Source organism: Pseudomonas sp. GW821-FHT10B02 (assembly GCF_059415665.1).
Window position 1 is genome coordinate 457937 of sequence record NZ_JBWKNR010000001.1, and the last position, 13846, is coordinate 471782.

17 protein-coding genes are annotated in these 13846 nt (G+C 58.7%); 15 read left to right on the plus strand and 2 right to left on the minus strand.

What is annotated here, in order from left to right; translation table 11 throughout:
- The first annotated feature begins 19 nt into the window (after nt 1-19).
- The 13 genes from AC07OF_RS02155 to AC07OF_RS02215 all read left to right on the plus strand — a co-directional run bounded on the left by AC07OF_RS02155 (nt 20) and on the right by AC07OF_RS02215 (nt 10210).
- On the plus strand, nt 20-538 hold the full coding sequence (locus AC07OF_RS02155; protein ID WP_157194552.1) for a cytochrome b: 519 nt from the start codon (nt 20-22) through the stop codon (nt 536-538).
- Nucleotides 535-1035: a type II secretion system protein N gene (locus AC07OF_RS02160; protein WP_495072529.1), complete on the plus strand. Its 501-nt coding sequence runs from the start codon at nt 535-537 to the stop codon at nt 1033-1035. Before AC07OF_RS02155 ends, AC07OF_RS02160 begins: the two co-directional genes overlap by 4 nt.
- Nucleotides 1032-2861, plus strand: coding sequence for a type II secretion system secretin GspD (gene gspD / locus AC07OF_RS02165; RefSeq protein WP_476446150.1), 1830 nt, complete (start codon nt 1032-1034; stop codon nt 2859-2861). The genes AC07OF_RS02160 and gspD overlap by 4 nt, the downstream gene beginning before the upstream one ends.
- A complete protein-coding gene (gspE, locus tag AC07OF_RS02170) occupies nt 2858-4321 on the plus strand; it encodes a type II secretion system ATPase GspE (protein WP_157194549.1) in 1464 nt (487 codons plus the stop codon). The genes gspD and gspE overlap by 4 nt, the downstream gene beginning before the upstream one ends.
- Nucleotides 4318-5523: a type II secretion system inner membrane protein GspF gene (gene gspF / locus AC07OF_RS02175; RefSeq protein ID WP_495072530.1), complete on the plus strand. Its 1206-nt coding sequence runs from the start codon at nt 4318-4320 to the stop codon at nt 5521-5523. The genes gspE and gspF overlap by 4 nt, the downstream gene beginning before the upstream one ends.
- Nucleotides 5524-5525: 2 nt before the next feature.
- Nucleotides 5526-5978, plus strand: coding sequence for a type II secretion system major pseudopilin GspG (gene gspG / locus AC07OF_RS02180; protein ID WP_495072531.1), 453 nt, complete (start codon nt 5526-5528; stop codon nt 5976-5978).
- Complete coding sequence (locus AC07OF_RS02185) at nt 5979-6443, plus strand: prepilin-type N-terminal cleavage/methylation domain-containing protein (RefSeq protein ID WP_157194546.1); 465 nt, start codon at nt 5979-5981, stop codon at nt 6441-6443.
- The gene (gspI, locus tag AC07OF_RS02190) at nt 6436-6804 is read left to right on the plus strand and encodes a type II secretion system minor pseudopilin GspI (protein WP_157194545.1); all 369 of its coding nucleotides are present in this window, start codon (nt 6436-6438) and stop codon (nt 6802-6804) included. The genes AC07OF_RS02185 and gspI overlap by 8 nt, the downstream gene beginning before the upstream one ends.
- Nucleotides 6794-7375, plus strand: coding sequence for a type II secretion system minor pseudopilin GspJ (gspJ, locus tag AC07OF_RS02195; protein WP_157194544.1), 582 nt, complete (start codon nt 6794-6796; stop codon nt 7373-7375). Before gspI ends, gspJ begins: the two co-directional genes overlap by 11 nt.
- The gene (locus AC07OF_RS02200) at nt 7365-8219 is read left to right on the plus strand and encodes a type II secretion system minor pseudopilin (protein WP_495072532.1); all 855 of its coding nucleotides are present in this window, start codon (nt 7365-7367) and stop codon (nt 8217-8219) included. The genes gspJ and AC07OF_RS02200 overlap by 11 nt, the downstream gene beginning before the upstream one ends.
- On the plus strand, nt 8216-9328 hold the full coding sequence (gene gspL / locus AC07OF_RS02205) for a type II secretion system protein GspL (protein WP_495072533.1): 1113 nt from the start codon (nt 8216-8218) through the stop codon (nt 9326-9328). The genes AC07OF_RS02200 and gspL overlap by 4 nt, the downstream gene beginning before the upstream one ends.
- Nucleotides 9325-9801, plus strand: coding sequence for a hypothetical protein (locus tag AC07OF_RS02210; RefSeq protein WP_495072534.1), 477 nt, complete (start codon nt 9325-9327; stop codon nt 9799-9801). The genes gspL and AC07OF_RS02210 overlap by 4 nt, the downstream gene beginning before the upstream one ends.
- Nucleotides 9802-9862: 61 nt before the next feature.
- Complete coding sequence (locus tag AC07OF_RS02215; protein ID WP_157194540.1) at nt 9863-10210, plus strand: YgiW/YdeI family stress tolerance OB fold protein; 348 nt, start codon at nt 9863-9865, stop codon at nt 10208-10210.
- Between the two features lie 28 nt (nt 10211-10238).
- Here AC07OF_RS02215 and AC07OF_RS02220 read toward each other — a convergent pair whose 3' ends face one another.
- Nucleotides 10239-11468, minus strand: coding sequence for an MFS transporter (locus tag AC07OF_RS02220; protein ID WP_408635441.1), 1230 nt, complete (start codon nt 11466-11468; stop codon nt 10239-10241).
- 153 nt (nt 11469-11621) lie between these two features.
- Between AC07OF_RS02220 and AC07OF_RS02225 the strand changes: the two genes are divergently transcribed.
- Nucleotides 11622-12515 carry a LysR family transcriptional regulator gene (locus tag AC07OF_RS02225; RefSeq protein ID WP_476446147.1) on the plus strand — a complete coding sequence of 298 codons (894 nt, stop codon included), beginning with the start codon at nt 11622-11624 and terminating at the stop codon, nt 12513-12515.
- Nucleotides 12516-12595: 80 nt separating this feature from the next.
- Nucleotides 12596-13369, plus strand: coding sequence for a ParA family protein (locus AC07OF_RS02230; protein WP_157194537.1), 774 nt, complete (start codon nt 12596-12598; stop codon nt 13367-13369).
- On the opposite strand, the gene trxC is transcribed toward AC07OF_RS02230, so the two are convergent.
- Complete coding sequence (trxC, locus tag AC07OF_RS02235) at nt 13366-13800, minus strand: thioredoxin TrxC (RefSeq protein WP_495072535.1); 435 nt, start codon at nt 13798-13800, stop codon at nt 13366-13368. The genes AC07OF_RS02230 and trxC overlap by 4 nt on opposite strands.
- Nucleotides 13801-13846: the final 46 nt, after the last annotated feature.

Here is a 13846-nt window from a genome sequence, read left to right on the forward strand (position 1 = left end):
TGTATCAATGGTGACTGTTTTGAATAAGTCATATTACAGCGTGTGGCAGATTCTGCTTCACTGGCTGTCTGCGGTGGTTATTATCTGGGCAACACTGAGTGGGTTTTACTTGGCGCTGCTTGAAGTGGGTAGCGATGTTGCTGCAAATGTTGCTGCTTTTAATGTTGCAGTTACAACGCTTTTTATTCCGCTGTTTATATTGCGTTGCTATTTTCGCGTGCGCTGGCCGGTGAGTGTGAGTTGTGTTGCAACTCCTAATCATGAGCGAGCTGTAAAGGTTGTACATAATTCTTTGTACGGCGTAACTGCACTTGTTCTGGTGACAGGTGTTTTGATGATGGACAGGCCGGTTGAGGTTTTTTCCTGGTTCAGCTTCACGCAGCCGCTTCACGATCAGTCCCTGCAGCGGATATTCAATGTGGTTCACGGCATCGCCTGTGCCATCTTGGCGCTGCTGATCGCAATTCATGTGGCAGCTGTCATTCGCCACGTGTGTGCCGGACGTCCCGTACTTAAACGCATGTGGTTTTCATCATGACCCCGCTAAACGGCCTGTCATTGCTGTTGGTGCTGGTTGCCGGTGGGTGGATGGTCTGGAAGGACGCTATGTTTCGCAGAGAGTGGCAGGCACCTGAAGTGACAGCTCCGCAGCCGCCGAGTCATCAGCTGTCAGCACCACTAAAGGTTCGCACCACTGAGCTGGCCTTTGGCTTGTTGTCTTCAGGGCAGGTGCCACAAAGCACGGAGCAATTGTTGCTCAAAGCGATATTTATTGCGCCTCAGGGTGATTCGCGCGTGCTTATCGGCGCCCTGGGACGCGATGAGGTATACCGCATTGGTGACAGCGTGCCAGGGGGAAGCGTACTGCGGCAAATCGGGGCGCAACAGATCGTACTCTGGCGTGCTGGACGGGAGGAGAGGCTGCCATTAGTGCCTGCGGATCGCCATTTTCTCGCGACTGTGGCGGCCTTGACGCAAGCATCTGGTGTACCCGCGTCGCGGTATTTTCTTCCGGATCCGCAGGTGCAGCCATGAACCGGTCCTGGCTGTCGATTGCATGCCTGTTGCTGATGTCTGGCTTGTTTGCTCTGCAGTCAAAAGCTGAAGAGCCTACCTGGCAACTGGCAATGAACGACGCCGACATTCGCGATGTTGTTCGTGAGGTGGGCTCCATCTTGCGCCAGACCATTGTCCTTGATCCGCGGGTGCAAGGCCGAGTAACTGTACATTCCAACGAACCCCTGGAGGGCGAAGAAGTACGTCGGCTTTTCTACTCGGTGCTCAATGCGCAGGGCTTCTCGGCCATTAACGACGGTGAGCGCTTGCTGATTGTACCGGGCGGCGAAGCGAAAACCTGGGCCAATCAACAGGCCTCGGGTCTTCCCGATGCAATGACCACTCGGGTGTTCGAATTAAGCAGCAGCGTTGCGGCAGATATCGCCGGGCTTTTGCGCCCCCTGGTATCCAGTGCAGGCTATGTGGGACCTTCGGCTTCGGCCAATGCGCTGGTGATCACCGACTCGGCAGCGAATCTGGAGCGCCTCGGGGATCTGGTTGAACAGCTGGATGCGGGCCAGCAGCATGAGTTCAGCCTGGTACAGCTCAAGCATGCGACCGCCAACAACGTGGTCACACTGGTAAGCGCTGCTACAGATTCGAACCGTGCTACTCACAAGGTGCTTGCCGACCCAAGTGGAAATCGCGTGTTGGTGCTTGGGTCATCCAAGGTGCGTCAGAAGCTTGTACGTCTGGTACAAGCCTTCGATACACCCTCACCAGCAGGTGCTCAAAATTGGCGGGTCATTCGCCTCGACTATGGCGATGCGGGACAATTGGCCAAGGTGATGGGCGAGATTGGCAAGGGCCTCACGGAGCCTGCCAAGGCGGACAGCACAGGCAAGTCCGAGTTGGCCCCGGCGGCAAGGATCGAGGCGGATGAAAGCCAGAATGCTTTGGTGCTGGTGGCAGATAGCGAGCGCCTGCGTACCTTGGAACAGATAGTCCGGGAGTTGGACCAGCCTCGCGCCCAGGTGTTGATTCAGGCGGCAATCGTTGAGGTTTCTGGCGACATTAGTCAATCGCTGGGATTGCAGTGGGGTGTCAATACCGGCTCGCTCACCGGAGCGGTCAACTTTCCTGGTGCAGGGGTCTCACTTCCCGATCTGCTGTCCGGGGCCGAATCCGGGGTGGTGGTTGGCGCAGGGCTGGCAGTAGGTACAGACCGTTTTGCCGCGTTAATTTCAGCCTTGGCCAGCGATACGCGGAACAACTTGCTTTCTACCCCGAGCCTGCTGACCCTGGATAATCAGGACGCAGAAATACTGGTGGGGCAGAACGTCCCTTTCCAGACAGGCTCCTACACCACATCCGGCAGTGGTGCTGACAATCCATTTACCACTGTCGAGCGCAAGGATGTCGGCATCAGCCTGAAAATCCGTCCGCATATCAATGAGGGACGTAACCTGCGCCTGGAGGTCGAGCAGGAGAGTTCAGAGGTTGTCCCTGGTTTGTCGGGGGCCGATATCGTCACCAACAAGCGCGTGCTCAAGAGCACGATCCTCGCCGAGGATGGACAGATCATTGTGGTTGGCGGCCTGATCAAGGACGGCATTCGTCGTGAGCGCAGCGAAGTGCCTGGTCTGGGGCGTCTGCCCTGGATTGGCGGGCTGTTTCGCTGGAGTCGCGATACGCAAATCAAGACCAATCTGATGGTATTCCTGCGACCGACCATTATCCGTACTACTGCCGATCGGACGCAGAGCAATCAGCGCCAGTACGATCGGCTTCGCCAGGACAATACTGACTGGCTGGATCAGGATCCGCGGAGTTTGTTCGAGGCTAAGCCGGAGGGTGGCCGGTGAACGGGCGATTGTCATTCGGCTTTGCCCGGCGCAACGGGATCCTGCTCGATCTACATGCTCCAGAGCCTTGTCTGCTGATTCGCAAAGATGTTCCATTGAGCGCGCTGGGAGAGGCTCGACGAATAGTGGGGGCCGACTGGCCACTGCGCCGGGTCGATGCTGGTGTATTTGCCGATCGGTTGGCCACCTGCTACAGCTCGGACCAGGATGAAGCACAATCGGTAGTGCAAGGCCTGGACGAACAGCTGGATCTCTCCCGGCTGGCTCAGGATTTACCGCAATCCTGCGATCTGCTGGAGCAACAGGACGATGCGCCAATCATCCGCTTGCTCAATGCATTACTCAGTGAGGCCGTGCGCGCAAAAGCGTCTGATATCCATCTGGAAACCTTTGAACATGACGTGCGCGTGCGCTTGCGGATCGATGGCATGTTGCGCGAAGTGTTACGCCCCCGGCGCGAACTTTCCGCGTTGCTGGTTTCTCGAATCAAGGTCATGGCACGGCTGGACATCGCTGAGAAACGCGTACCACAGGATGGACGACTGAGTTTGCGTCTGGCCGGCCATGAGGTTGATGTCCGGGTATCAACCTTGCCTTCGGCTCACGGTGAGCGTGTGGTCATGCGCTTGCTGGATCGCCAGGCCGTGCGCCTGGACCTTGATACTTTGGGCATGCAGGGACAGGTGAAGGCGCATTTCCAGCAGGTGTTGCAAAGACCGCACGGAATTTTCCTGGTGACGGGGCCCACCGGGTCGGGCAAGACGACCACTTTGTACACTGCCCTCTCAGTTCTCAACGACAGTTCCCGCAACATCCTGACCGTTGAGGACCCAATCGAGTTTCACTTGCCGGGCATTGGCCAGACTCAGGTCAACCCCAAGGTCGAAATGACCTTTGCGCGAGGCCTGCGCGCCATGTTGCGTCAGGACCCCGATGTGGTCATGGTCGGAGAAATACGTGACCGGGAAACGGCCCAGGTGGCTGTGCAGGCGTCGCTTACGGGGCATCTGGTGGTGTCGACGCTGCATACCAGCAGTGCGGTCGGGGCCATCACTCGCCTGCTCGATATTGGCGTGGATAGCTGCCTGCTGGCTTCATCGCTGACAGGGGTGCTGGCTCAGCGACTGGTTCGGGCACTGTGTCCTCACTGTCGTCTGGAGATGCCTGTCACGGCGCAGATAGCCACGCGCTTGAACGATGCAAGATTGCAACGTGTATTCAATGCGCAAGGCTGTGAGCATTGCCTGAGCGGCTATAGCGGGCGCTTGGGAATATACGAAATGGTCCTGATTACGCCAACGCTGGCCGACGCCATTCATGCGGGTGCTTCTGAAGCACAGCTATCTGCACAGGTGCGCGAGCAGTCAGCCAGTCTTTTTGAGAACGGTCTGGAGTTGGTCCGCCAGGGGCGCACGAGTGTTGAAGAATTGCTACGGGTCACCGTACAGGACCCGTTATGAAATCCTTCAGTTACTGCGCACTGGATGCCGGTGCAAAGCGTAGGCGAGGCACAGTGGTTGCTCGCGATGCAAGACATGCCCGGCAGTTGCTCAGGGTACAGGGCTTGCAGGTGTTGGCTATGCGTCCGGCCTTGGCGTCGAGCTTGTTGGCGCGACTCCGAGGTTCTCCATTGACTCAGGCGGAGCGGGTATTGATCACTCGGCAGATGGCCACGCTGTTGCAGGCACAAATGCCGCTGACCGAAGCGCTGCAGGCTGTGGCGTCGCAGAACGAGAAGCGCCGGGTCCGACAGTTGGTGCTGGACATTGCCGGTCGTGTTACCGAAGGCAACCCCCTGGCTACAGCACTGTCCGCACACCCCCAGGCCTTCCCTGCAGTGTATTGCGCCACGGTAGCGGCTGCCGAGCGCTCCGGCTATCTGGAACAGGCCTTCGATCACTTGGCCGAGCATACCGAGGCCCAGCAGCTGGCGCGTCAGCGCATTCGTCTGGCGATGGTCTATCCGCTGGTGCTAATGGTCGTTTCCCTGGCCATCGTCGCCTTCCTGCTTGGCTATGTTGTTCCGGATGTGGTTCAGGTGTTTGTGCATAACCATCAGCAACTGCCCGGTGTAACCGTAGCCTTGATGGCGATCAGCGATGCTGTGCGCCAGTACGGAATCTGGATTGCCATGGTGGTTGCCTGCGCAATACTGGCCGCCGGTCAGTTGTTGCATGAGCCCAGGCGGCGCCGGTATTGGCACGCCATGCTGTTACGCCTTCCATTGCTTGGGCCGTTACTGCGCGGCAGCGAAGCAGCCCGTGCCGTCAGGACGCTGGCAATTCTGACCCGTAGTGGTGTCCCCCTCGTTGAGGCGCTGGAGATTTCGGCGGCAGTGGTCGGCAATCTACTGGTGCGTCAGCGTTTGCAGGAGGCAGCGAAGTCCCTGGGCGAAGGCGTCAGCCTGGCCCGAAGTCTGGAGCAAAGTGCGAGCCTGCCCCCACTGATGGTGCAGATGATTGCCAGCGCCGAGCGCGCGGGTGAGCTCGACCACATGCTTGAGCGCGCGGCCAACCTTCAGGACAAGTTGCTTGCCGGGCGCATCGCTCTGGCACTCAGCCTGTTCGAGCCGCTGATGCTGGTGGTGATGGGCGGCATGGTCCTCTTCATCGTACTGGCAATCCTCATGCCCATTCTCAATCTCAACCAATTGGTGAGCTGACCATGTCTCTTCGTCCTACCTTGCGACACCGCCAGCAACGCGGTTTCACCCTGATTGAAATCATGATCGTTGTGGTCATCCTCGGCATTCTCGGGGCGTTGGTACTCCCCAACATCATGGGGCGACCAGACCAGGCAAAGGCAACCGCTGCACGTACGGATATCAAGTCCATTGCCACTGCACTGGAAGTCTACCGTCTCGACAATGGTTACTACCCGAGTACCACCCAAGGTCTGCAAACGCTGGTACAGCGTCCGCAGGGGATACCTAGTCCGCGTCATTGGAGCGCACAGGGTTATTTGAAGGTATTGCCGCAGGATCCTTGGGGCACACCTTATCAGTACCTGAACCCGGGACTGAGATCGGCCTATGGTTTTGACTTGTACTCTCTTGGCGCGGATGGTCAGCCGGGTGGAGACGGGTTGGCAGCCGAAATCGGTAACTGGGAGCCTTGAATGATCAGGCGTGCTGAGCAGGGCTTTACATTGCTGGAGCTATTACTCGTGCTGGTAGTGATCGGCAGTGTGTTGGGCATGGTCGGGCTAAACACGTTGCAGGATGAGTCCCGCGAGGCGCGCCAGCAGGCACGCGGTGTTGTCGATCTCATGTTCCTCGGCCGTCAATCGGCAGTGCTGGAAGGGCGAGAGTATGGCCTTTGTATCCTGCAGGGGCGTATCCGTTTGATGCGATGGCAAGGCGTCACCTGGCAGCCCCACGGTCAAGGGCTGTTCACTGACCTCGATTTGCAGCTGCAGATGGACGGACGCCGGTTACGTTTGCCAGAACATTGCGTTGAACCTCAGGTGCTTATTTCCAGTAGCGACGAGGTGGCTGCCTTTACCTTGCAGTTCGAGCGCAAGGGACAGCGCTTGGCAAGTGTTGTCAGCGACGGATTGGATGACCTGCACAGCGATGGCTAAGCAAGAAGGTTTTACCCTGCTGGAGGTGCTGATTGCATTGGCGGTGTTCGCCTTGCTGTCGACGACAGTGGTGTCTGCCTCTGGGTATGTGGTTTTCCAGCAGACGGGCCTGCATGAGCGATTACTGGCGGCATGGCTGGTGGACAACCACCTCACCGAGTTGTCCCTGAATCCACGGAAAAGTGCCTCTCAGTCAGTAACTCGGCGTATGGGCGAACGGGAGTGGACTTTACATGAGACCTGGCGCGATACCGGAGATGCAGGGCTGACCTGGGTGGAAGTAAGTGTCGTACTGAGTGACTCGGAGCAGGTGCTGGCCAGCAATCATCTGGGGTTTCAGGCCGATACTCATGAACACTAGTGGGCAACGTGGTTTCACCTTGTTGGAATTGTTACTGGCGCTGGCCTTGTTTGCATTGTTGGCCGTGGCTTGCTGGCGTTTGTTCGACGTGCTGGTACGCACGGAAGGTGCTGCAAGCGAGCATGCGCAAGAGCTGCGCAATCTGCAGCGTGCATTTGCCATTCTTGAGCGCGATGTACGCCATGGTGTATTTGCCGCCAATGATGCGGCAAACGGCTATGGCGTGAGTTTGCGGGGCACGCGCATGCAATGGCTGCGCGCTGGGGAGCGCAACCCTTCGGACCTGCCTCGCAGTGGCCTGCGGCTGGTGAACTATCGCCTGGAGCAGGCTGGCCTGTGGCGCGACAGCCGTGAACTTGAACAAGGCCATACACATTCCCAGCGCCTGCTGGCCGACGTGACGAAAGTCAGTTGGCGACTCTTCCACCACGACCTCGGCTGGCAGGCCGAGTGGCCTGTCAGCGCTGGCTTGAAAGCTGCACCACAAGCGCTGGAGGTGGTGCTTTCAACGGAACGTTGGCAAGACCTCAGGCGGGTCATTCTGTTTGTGCAGCCGTCCTATGAACAGTAAGCGGCAAAGCGGGATGGCGTTGATTACCGTGCTGCTGGTCATGGCTCTGGCATTGCTGATCGTATCGGGGTTGCTGCGCAGTCACGAAATGATGGTTGCGAGTATCGGGCAGCAGGTGCGTTTTCTACAGCAATGGCAGCTGGCTGTTACCGGGGAAAACTATGCTCGCGCATTGTTGGCTGCGGAGCATGGAGATGCGGTAGCTTCCACACATCTGGACCAGCCCTGGACACATTCGCAACGGTTGCAGCTTGATCAGGGGCAGGTACTGGTCAAGATCGAGGACCGGGCCAGCCGCTTCAACCTGCGGGCGCTGACGAGGAAGGGGCAGATAGACCGCGTTACGTTGCAGCGCTGGCAACGCCTGCGTGATGCGCTCGGCATCAAATCACTGGGGCCGGAAGAGCTGCAGGGCATGAGCCTGCTGGAGCTTGAACAGCTGCGCTCGCTACCTGGCGTTGACCGTGCACTGATGCAGCGATTGCAACCTTGGGTGTCGCTGCTGCCGGTGTCGGCCGGGCTGAACATCAATACGGTTTCTTCAACGTTGCTGTCGATGCTTGAAGGGATTGATGAAAGCGTCGTGGATCAGCTGTTGCGCCAGCGTCCCGAGAACGGATATGCCACGGTGCAAGCCTTTAACGAAGCAGCCAATGCCCAACAACTTACCATTGGCGGACATGGGCTGGCGGTCAGCAGCCATTGGTTCCACGTCACCGTCGAAGTGCAACAGAACGGACAAACGCTGTATCTGTTCAGTGACCTGGAGCGCGGTCCGGAGAAAAATCAGGTTCGGGTGATACGGCGCAGCGTATCTCGTCTTGGGAGTGATCAAGCATCATGAGCGAACGCTGGTTGTATCTTTTGCCCGCTGGACTGGGTGAGTGCTCAGGGGCCTGGCCGGTGATGCTCTGGCAGGCGGGACAAGCTGTTGCCACGTGCTGCGATCTGGATAGCGCATGCTCATGCCTGCAAGGTGTTGCAGTGAATGTGGTGCTACCTCAGGAAATGATCGGCTGGACCCTGTCACCGCCACAAATGCGCCGCGTGTCGTCCCAGGCGATTGTCTTTGCAGTGGAAGAGCAACTGGACGCTCCACTGGAGTCTCTGCATTTCGCTGTGGGCGCCAGAGGCATTGATGACCGCTACCCCGTACTGACTGCCGATAGACAGCTCTTTGCGCGGATCATCGAGTTGCTGACAGGCACCGGGATTGTTCTGGCCGCGGTATATGCCGATGCAGACTTGTTGCCTGAGACAGAGCCGTGTGCGTTGAGGGTGGGCGAGCGCTGGCTGCTCGGTGGGGCACTACCGGCACGGCTGGCGCTCAGTTCACACGATGCAATGCAACTCAAGCCTGAGCTGCCGGAGATGAAGTGGTATTGCGACGCAGCCGAATCAACGGAACCGCTCGGAACCAGCCCGGTGCAGAGTACTGAAGTGCTGCTGTTCTCGATCAGGAGCACATCTGTTGATCTGCTCCAGGGCTCGTTCCGTCGTCGGCGTGCCGCGCTTTCCTGGCAATGGCCCATGTGCGCAATGCTATTGCTTTGCACACTTGCCAGCCTGTTCGATTTTTCGCGCGCTCAGTTTCTCCAGTCCCGGGCTGAAGAGCTGCGCCAATCGAGTGTCGTACGGTTTCAGCAGTTGTTTCCCGGACACACGCCAGGTCCGGACCTTGAGGCGCAATTGAAAGCGCTGCAGCATAACCGGGTGTCCAGCGAGTCGCTGATGCAACGATTTGAAGCCTTGAGCGAGGTGATGGTGGTGACGGGCAATGTGCACCTTGAGCGTGCTCAATGGCAGGAGGGGCAGGAATGGCAACTGTTGGTGCTGGCACGGGGCTTGAGCGATCTGGAACGCCTTCGCGCAGGTGCTGAACTGGTGGTTGAGCAGGCTACTCAGTCACAGGAGGGTATTCGAGCCAATGTGGTCTGGACGATGCGCAAATGAACCGGGTCAGGATTCGTTTCGCGGCGCTGTACAAGGTGCAAGGCCGCAGGCTGTTGTTGGTGGGGGTGGTGCTAATGCTGGCCTTGCTGATGTGGCGTGGAGTCTGGGGTGTCGGGCGTGAACGTCTGGCATTTGCCGAACATGCTTATGAACAGCAAGTAGTGCTGGCTAAAGCCATTGTCAGTGCTCAAGCGGCGGCTGCTCCTCCTGAAACTTCACTGTTCTCTGTCGCATGGCTCAATAGCAGCGCGATCGCTGCTGGGCTGACAGTCCAAAGCCTGGACTTCAACCTTGAACACATTCAGTTCAGTGCCCGTGGCGATGGGGGCGCCGTAGTGCAGTGGCTACACCGGTTAGAACAGCAAGGAGGGAAAATTGTATCGCTGTCTCTGCAGCGAATCGAGCAGGCGCTGGAAGTTCGCATCAGCCTGCTGGCTCCGAAAGAACCGGTTCAGGGCAACAATGGAAATTAAGTTTGAATTCAGCGCGGCGTTTTATCGTAGGTGCATCTTCTCTGCACATTGGAATACCACCATGAAAACCCGCTACCTCGCTCTGCTGCTTGCCCCTTTGTTCAGCACCGCTGCTCTGGCAGCCGGTTATACCGGTCCAGGTGCTCAGCCGGTGACCACCGTCTCCGCAGCCAACGATGCTGCCGACGACACCCCGGTGGTGCTGCAAGGCTTCGTGGTGAAGAAGCTGAACAACGATGACAAGTTCGAATTCAAGGACAGCACTGGCACCATCACTGTCGAAATCGACAAGGAAGACATGCCGCCAGTGGCCTTCAATGACAAGACCAAGGTCAAGCTGACCGGTGAAGTCGAAAAGCACTTGATGAGTCGTGAAGTGGATGTTGATCTGGTTGAAGTGATCAACTGATTGAAAGGGGCCGCATAGCGGCCCTTTTTCAACTTTTGGCTGGCAACTTGCTCAGGTGCAACGCCACCAGCAACGCCACCACCAGCAAGCTGCCAATGAACAGCCCGATCCCGTTCCATCCGCCCTGGTGCCAGAACACCCCACCGGCCGTCCCGGCCACACTCGATCCTGCGTAGTAACTGAACAGGTACAACGACGACGCCTGGCCTTTGGCTTTGGTCGCGCGCCGTCCAATCCAGCTGCTGGCCACCGAGTGCGCGCCGAAGAAGCCGAAGGTGAACACCAGCATGCCGACGATCACCAGCAACAAAGGGCTGAACAAGGTCAGCAACAGGCCGCTGAACATCAGCAGGATGGTGCCCCAGAACACTTTGCGCCGCCCCAGTTTGTCGGCCAGGGCACCGATCTGCGCCGAGCTGTAGATGCCCGACAGGTACACCACCGACAGCAAGCCGACCAACGCCTGGCTCATGTGATAAGGCTCGGCCAGCAGGCGATAGCCAATGTAGTTGAACAGGGTGACGAAGGCGCCCATCAGCAGGAAGGCTTCGAGGAACAGCCAGGGCAGTCCGGCATCGCGAAAGTGCAGGGTAAAACCCTCCAGCAGGCTGCGCGGGTGCAGTGAGCGCGGACGAAAGTTTCGCGACTCGGGCAGCACTTTCCAGAACACTACTGCCGCGATCAGGGCCAGGCTGCCAATCACCAGCAGTGCCGTGTGCCAGCTGACGAAATCGATCAGTACCCCGGTGATCAGGCGACCGCTCATGCCGCCAATGGCGTTGCCACCGATATACAGGCCCATGGCCAGGCCAATGTGCTGTGGATGGATCTCTTCGCTCAGATACGTCATCGCCACGGCCGCCAGACCGCTCAGCGACAGCCCCAGCAGCGCACGGGTCAGCAGAACGCCGTGCCAACTGGGCATCAGCGCACTGACGAGGGTGCACAGGGCTGCGCAGAACAGGGCAAACACCATCACCGGCTTGCGCCCGATGCGATCCGAGATGGGCCCGGTGATCAGCAGGCCGACCGCCAGCATGCCGGTCGACACCGAGAGGATCAGGCTGCTTTGCGCAGCGCTGATGGAAAACTCCTGGGACAGCAGCGGCATCATCGGTTGCACGCAGTAGAGCAGGGCAAAGGTGGCAAAGCCGCCGCAGAACAGCGCCAGTACGGTACGCAAAAAGGCCGGGGTGCCTTTTTCGATCCAGTGTTCGTTCAGGCTTGCGACGATCTCGTCGAGCGGGGCGGGGGGCAGTTCGTGGACGTGTGGAGCAACAGCAGTTTTCACGGATGACCTCGGGGGCGCTACGGCCTGTCAGGCAGTGAAAAAAGCATATAGCTGGCTAATGATCATTTCCAATATATTGTTCGACCTGTTTAAGAGGTTTTGCGACCTATTGGAGTTGCCATGGAATTGCGCCACCTGCGTTACTTCATTGCTGTCGCCGAAGAGCTGCATTTTGGCCGGGCGGCGCAGAACCTGGGGATTTCTCAACCGCCCTTGAGCCAGCAAATCCAGGCCCTGGAACAGGAGCTTGGGGCGCGTCTGTTCGAGCGGACCAATCGTCGTGTCGAACTCAGTGAGGCGGGGCGTCTGTTTCTCGAAGAGGCACGACTGGTGCTGGCCCAGGTCGACAAGGCCGCCGATGTCGCCCGCCGTGCGCAGCTGGGTGAGCTGGGCGAGATGAAGATCGGCTTCACCTCATCGGCGCCTTTCAACTCCACGATCCCTAAAGCGATCTACGCCTTTCGCCAGCGGTTTCCGGCCGTGCACCTGAACCTTAAAGAGATGAGCAGCCAGGCCGTGGCCGATGCGGTGCTCGATGAAAGTATTGAAGTCGGCCTGATACGGCCCTTGGCTCTGCCGGAAAGCCTGGTGGCCACGGAGTTGTTCCGTGAGCCCCTGGTCGCGGTGATCAACGCTGCGCATCCGCTTGCACACGGCAGCGAAGGCGGGCTGTACATGGCGGCGCTGGCCGAGCAGCCGTTCGTGTTCTTTCCGCGCAGTTACGGCAGTGGCCTGTACGCGCAGTTGTTGAGCCTGGCCCGGCAGGCGGGCTTCAGCCCGCACTTTGCCCAGGAGGCTGGCGAGGCGATGACAATCATCGGTTTGGTGTCAGCCGGGTTGGGGGTGTCGGTATTGCCGGCCTCGTTCCAGCGCATGCGTATCGATGGCGTGGTGTACCGCGAGCTGCTCGACGAGGGCGCGGACACGGCGGTATGGCTGGTGCAGCGACGTGAATCGTCGTCGGTGATGGCCGACACCTTTGCAGCATTGCTGTGCGGCAAGCCGATTCATTGATTTGAGGGGCCGGATGGTGCTGGCTAAACCGGCGCTGCGCCGACATACTCGGTCATTCCCAGATACACGGAGGTCTTTCCATGCGGCGCGTGGTGTTCAATCAGAAAGGTGGTGTGGGCAAATCGAGCATTGCCTGCAACCTGGCGGCAGTAAGTGCCAATGAAGGCTATCGAACCTTGCTGATCGACCTGGATGCCCAGGCCAACTCGACCCAGTACCTCACCGGGCTGACCGGCGAGGACATTCCCATGGGCATTGCCGACTTTTTCAAGCAGACCCTGTCATCCGGGCCGTTTGCCAAGAAGAACAAGGTCGATATCTACGAAACCCCCTTCGACAACCTGCATGTGGTGACTGCCACCGCCGAGCTGGCCGACCTGCAGCCCAAGCTTGAGGCCAAGCACAAGATCAACAAGCTGCGCAAACTGCTCGACGAGCTGGAAGAGGACTACGACCGGATCTATCTGGATACCCCGCCAGCCCTGAATTTTTACGCGGTTTCTGCGCTGATCGCTGCTGATCGCGTGTTGATTCCCTTCGATTGCGACAGTTTTTCCCGCCAGGCGCTGTATGGCCTGCTGGCCGAAATCGAAGAACTCAAGGACGACCACAATGAAGACCTGCAAGTCGAAGGCATTGTCGTCAACCAGTTCCAGGCCCGGGCCAGCCTGCCGCAGCAGATGCTCGACGAATTGCTGGCCGAAGGCCTGCCGGTATTGCCGGTGTACCTCAACAGTTCGGTGAAGATGCGTGAATCGCACCAGGCCAACCTGCCGTTGATCCACCTGGAGCCCCGGCACAAGCTGACCCAGCAGTTTGTCGAGTTGCACGCACTGCTCGAAGAAAACGCCTAGATCCCCTGGCTGCGCAGCCACTCCAGTAATTGCTGGAGTGGAAATGCGCCGCTCTGGCGCGCCACTTCCCGGCCATTCCTGAACAGGATCAGGCTGGGAATCGAACGAATTGCCAGTTGCCCCGCCAGTTGCTGATTGGCCTCGCTGTCCAGCTTGGCCAGGCGGCAGCGGCCGCTCAACTGGCTGGCGGCCTGTTCGAAGATTGGCGCGAAGGACTTGCATGGCCCGCACCAGTCGGCCCAGACGTCGATCAGCAACGGCAGGTCGCCCTTGATCTGGCTGGCGTAGTCGCCTTGCTTGAGGTCGAAGGGTTTGCTCAGTAGCACCGGTTTTTTGCAGCGGCCGCATTTTGGCGTATCGCCGAGGCGCTCAGCGGGGATGCGGTTCAGACCGTTGCAGTGCGGGCAGGGAATTAGCAGTGGATCGGTCATCGGTACTCCAGCTGTGGGAGCGGGCTTGCCCCGCGATTACAGTCAG

Excerpts from the sequence above, each read along its gene's own strand:
- AC07OF_RS02160 (WP_495072529.1), top strand. The coding sequence starts at position 535 with ATGACCCCGCTAAACGGCCTGTCATTGCTGTTGGTGCTGGTTGCCGGT.
- gspD (WP_476446150.1), top strand. The coding sequence starts at position 1,032 with ATGAACCGGTCCTGGCTGTCGATTGCATGCCTGTTGCTGATGTCTGGC.
- gspF (WP_495072530.1), top strand. The coding sequence starts at position 4,318 with ATGAAATCCTTCAGTTACTGCGCACTGGATGCCGGTGCAAAGCGTAGG.
- gspG (WP_495072531.1), top strand. The coding sequence starts at position 5,526 with ATGTCTCTTCGTCCTACCTTGCGACACCGCCAGCAACGCGGTTTCACC.
- AC07OF_RS02185 (WP_157194546.1), top strand. The coding sequence starts at position 5,979 with ATGATCAGGCGTGCTGAGCAGGGCTTTACATTGCTGGAGCTATTACTC.
- gspI (WP_157194545.1), top strand. The coding sequence starts at position 6,436 with ATGGCTAAGCAAGAAGGTTTTACCCTGCTGGAGGTGCTGATTGCATTG.
- gspJ (WP_157194544.1), top strand. The coding sequence starts at position 6,794 with ATGAACACTAGTGGGCAACGTGGTTTCACCTTGTTGGAATTGTTACTG.
- AC07OF_RS02200 (WP_495072532.1), top strand. The coding sequence starts at position 7,365 with ATGAACAGTAAGCGGCAAAGCGGGATGGCGTTGATTACCGTGCTGCTG.
- gspL (WP_495072533.1), top strand. The coding sequence starts at position 8,216 with ATGAGCGAACGCTGGTTGTATCTTTTGCCCGCTGGACTGGGTGAGTGC.
- AC07OF_RS02210 (WP_495072534.1), top strand. The coding sequence starts at position 9,325 with ATGAACCGGGTCAGGATTCGTTTCGCGGCGCTGTACAAGGTGCAAGGC.
- AC07OF_RS02215 (WP_157194540.1), top strand. The coding sequence starts at position 9,863 with ATGAAAACCCGCTACCTCGCTCTGCTGCTTGCCCCTTTGTTCAGCACC.
- AC07OF_RS02225 (WP_476446147.1), top strand. The coding sequence starts at position 11,622 with ATGGAATTGCGCCACCTGCGTTACTTCATTGCTGTCGCCGAAGAGCTG.
- AC07OF_RS02230 (WP_157194537.1), top strand. The coding sequence starts at position 12,596 with ATGCGGCGCGTGGTGTTCAATCAGAAAGGTGGTGTGGGCAAATCGAGC.
- trxC (WP_495072535.1), bottom strand. The coding sequence starts at position 13,800 with ATGACCGATCCACTGCTAATTCCCTGCCCGCACTGCAACGGTCTGAAC.